The organism is uncultured Acetatifactor sp. (assembly GCF_948601915.1).
Taxonomy (GTDB): Bacteria; Bacillota; Clostridia; order Lachnospirales; family Lachnospiraceae; genus Acetatifactor.
Genome location: NZ_CAPDXS010000256.1, coordinates 1 through 2,674, shown reverse-complemented (window position 1 = coordinate 2,674; position 2,674 = coordinate 1). Strand labels below are relative to the sequence as shown.

3 protein-coding genes are annotated in these 2,674 nt (G+C 53.6%); all 3 read left to right on the top strand.

Going from position 1 to position 2,674, the window contains the following annotated elements; all coding sequences use genetic code 11:
- The first annotated feature begins 268 nt into the window (after nucleotides 1-268).
- The 3 genes from Q2B33_RS23745 (at nucleotide 269) to rpsG (ending at nucleotide 2,586) form a co-directional block, all read left to right on the top strand.
- On the top strand, nucleotides 269-1,222 hold the full coding sequence (locus Q2B33_RS23745; protein ID WP_300570085.1) for an AraC family transcriptional regulator: 954 nt from the start codon (nucleotides 269-271) through the stop codon (nucleotides 1,220-1,222).
- A 181-nt stretch (nucleotides 1,223-1,403) separates the two neighbouring features.
- Nucleotides 1,404-1,826, top strand: coding sequence for a 30S ribosomal protein S12 (rpsL, locus tag Q2B33_RS23740; RefSeq protein WP_296459602.1), 423 nt, complete (start codon nucleotides 1,404-1,406; stop codon nucleotides 1,824-1,826).
- A gap of 289 nt (nucleotides 1,827-2,115) precedes the next feature.
- Entirely contained in the window at nucleotides 2,116-2,586 is a 471-nt protein-coding gene (gene rpsG, locus Q2B33_RS23735; RefSeq protein WP_296459604.1) for a 30S ribosomal protein S7, read from the top strand.
- Nucleotides 2,587-2,674 lie beyond the last annotated feature (88 nt).

The following is a 2,674-nucleotide window of genomic DNA, read 5'->3' as shown; positions in this document are numbered from 1 at the left end:
TGTTTCCGATGAACAGTACTTTCATGATTCGTCTCCTCCGCAGTGGTTCTGTCTTGTGAAATAGGATTACAGCTTTATTATGCCCCTTTGGAGGGGATTTGTCCATCGGTTTACGGAACAAAAAGTATGGACAGAATACAGATTGACGGATCAGGACAATTTCGGGCAGAAAAAGGCATGACTTCTGCCGCCGGGTATGATATTATGAACAGGAAGTCGCGGCTGACATGGCCGTCCGGATCCGGAACCGGATGGCAGAGGAGGAAGAATGGACTGGCTAAGCAGCTTGAGGACGGCAATCGACTACATGGAGGAGCATCTGCTCCAGGAGATCGGGGCGGAGGACGTGGCCGGGGAGGTGCACCTGTCTCCCTTTTATTTCCAGAAGTGCTTTAAGATAGTGACGGGCTATACGATCGGGGAGTACCTGCGCAACCGCAGACTGTACCTGGCCGGGCTGGAGGTGCTGGGGCGGGAGGCGTCCGGGGAAGGGGCGCGGAACGGCTCTGGCGGCGGCCGCGGCGCAGAGGGGAAGGTCATCGACCTGGCATACAAGTACGGGTACGATACGCCGGAGGGCTTTACCAGGGCCTTCGCGCGCTTCCACGGCCTGTCTCCCATGCAGCTGCGGGCCCAGCCCTACCGCCTGAAGGTCTTTCTTCCATTAATAGTAGAGATTTCTGTAAAAGGAGGCAGCAGAATGGATTTCACGATTGAGAAAAGGGAAGCGATGAGGATGATCGGGTTTGAGAGGACTTTTTCCTTTGAGGAGGCCTACCGGGAGATTCCAGGGTTCTGGAAGGAATTCTGCGGGAAATACTGCGGGCAGGAGGCGGTCCGGGAGGCTGGGGAGGAAGCCGTCCGGCAGACCGTGGCGGAGTGCATGGTAGGAGAGTTCGGCGTCTGTGTGGAGGATGAGGCGGACATGGAACATTTCCGTTATTATATCGCCGGAGCCTACCAGGGCGGCGAAGTGCCAGAGGGGATGAAGGTGTTCGAAGTCCCCGCCGGCGAGTGGGCGAAATTCAGGTGCATCGGGCCTATGCCGGAGGCGCTGCAGACGGTCAACACGCGGATCTTCAGCGAATGGCTCCCCGGGAACAAAGAGTTCGAGGCGGCGTTCCATATCAACATCGAGTGGTATTCCGGCGGGGATACCGAGAGCGAAGGATATGAGAGCGCCATCTGGATACCGGTGAAGCGCCTGGGCGGCCAATCTTAAAACAATGGCCTTAAAATAAGCTTTAAAATAATATCGAAAAACTGTTGACAACACATCCGCAAGTGGCTATAATGATAAAGCATGCGTGCGGATGTGTTTTTTGTGCAACTAAAAATGCACGGATATCCAGCCGTAGGCATGGCAGACAACAAATGCCAATCCAAGAAAGAGGTGAAACAGAATGCCAACATTTAACCAGTTAGTCAGAAAAGGACGCAAGACTTCCGTCAAGAAGTCAACGGCACCTGCCTTGCAGAAAGGGTACAATTCTCTTCACAAGAAGGTGACGGACAAGTCCGCACCCCAGAAGCGCGGCGTGTGCACCGTGGTGAAGACGCTGACCCCCAAAAAGCCCAACTCGGCTCTCAGAAAGGTGGCCAGGGTACGTCTCTCCAACGGAATCGAGGTTACGAGCTATATTCCCGGCGAAGGCCACAACCTTCAGGAGCATAGTGTCGTCCTGGTCCGCGGCGGCAGGGTGAAGGATCTGCCTGGTACGAGATACCATATCATCCGTGGTACTCTTGATACCGCAGGCGTTGCCAACAGGAAGCAGGCACGCTCTAAGTACGGCGCTAAGAGGCCCAAGGCAGCAAAGAAGTAAAAAATCTTCTTAGAAGTAAAAAATCTTCTTAGAAACAGGCTGCTTTGTGAAGCGTCATCTTTGGTCCACAATAACGAAACTAAGAAAGTGTTGGAATTCTGTGTAATACAATGGCGGGAGGCTGTCCTTTGTCTCCCGGGGGACAGATAGACAGCGCGAACACTTGGGGAAACACTTGTGAGTACCGATGATTTATTTCGTGCGGCGAGCCGCACAGGATGCGGGAGGCGGCCCATGCTCCGGCAGGGGTGGCTGCGTACTGCATTTCATTGATAAGGAGGGAAGAAACGTGCCACGTAAGGGACATATTCAGAAAAGAGATGTATTGGCAGATCCTTTATACAATAATAAGGTAGTGACCAAGCTGATCAACAACATCATGCTTGACGGCAAGAAGAGCGTCGCCCAGAAGATTGTATACGGTGCATTCGCCAAGGTAGAGGAGAAATCCGGAAAGCCCGCTTTGGAGGTATTCGAGGCGGCTATGAACAATATCATGCCCGTCCTGGAGGTAAAGGCCAGGCGTATCGGCGGCGCTACCTACCAGGTGCCCATCGAGGTGAGGGCTGAGAGGCGCCAGGCGCTGGGACTGCGGTGGCTCACCATGTTCTCCCGCAAGAGAAGCGAGAAGACCATGGAGGACAGACTGGCGAACGAGATTCTTGACGCGTCCAACAACACCGGATCCGCGGTCAAGAGGAAAGAGGATATGCACAAGATGGCGGAGGCCAACAAGGCGTTCGCGCACTACAGGTTCTAATCCGTGCATATGCTTTTGCACTGAAAATAAGTTAGGAGGAAAAAATCTTGGCTGGAAGAGAATATCCGTTAGAGAGAACCAGGAATAT

What these genes read in the sequence shown, in the direction of transcription:
- Q2B33_RS23745 (WP_300570085.1), top strand. Translation starts at nt 269, where the DNA reads ATGGACTGGCTAAGCAGCTTGAGGACGGCAATCGACTACATGGAGGAG.
- rpsL (WP_296459602.1), top strand. Translation starts at nt 1,404, where the DNA reads ATGCCAACATTTAACCAGTTAGTCAGAAAAGGACGCAAGACTTCCGTC.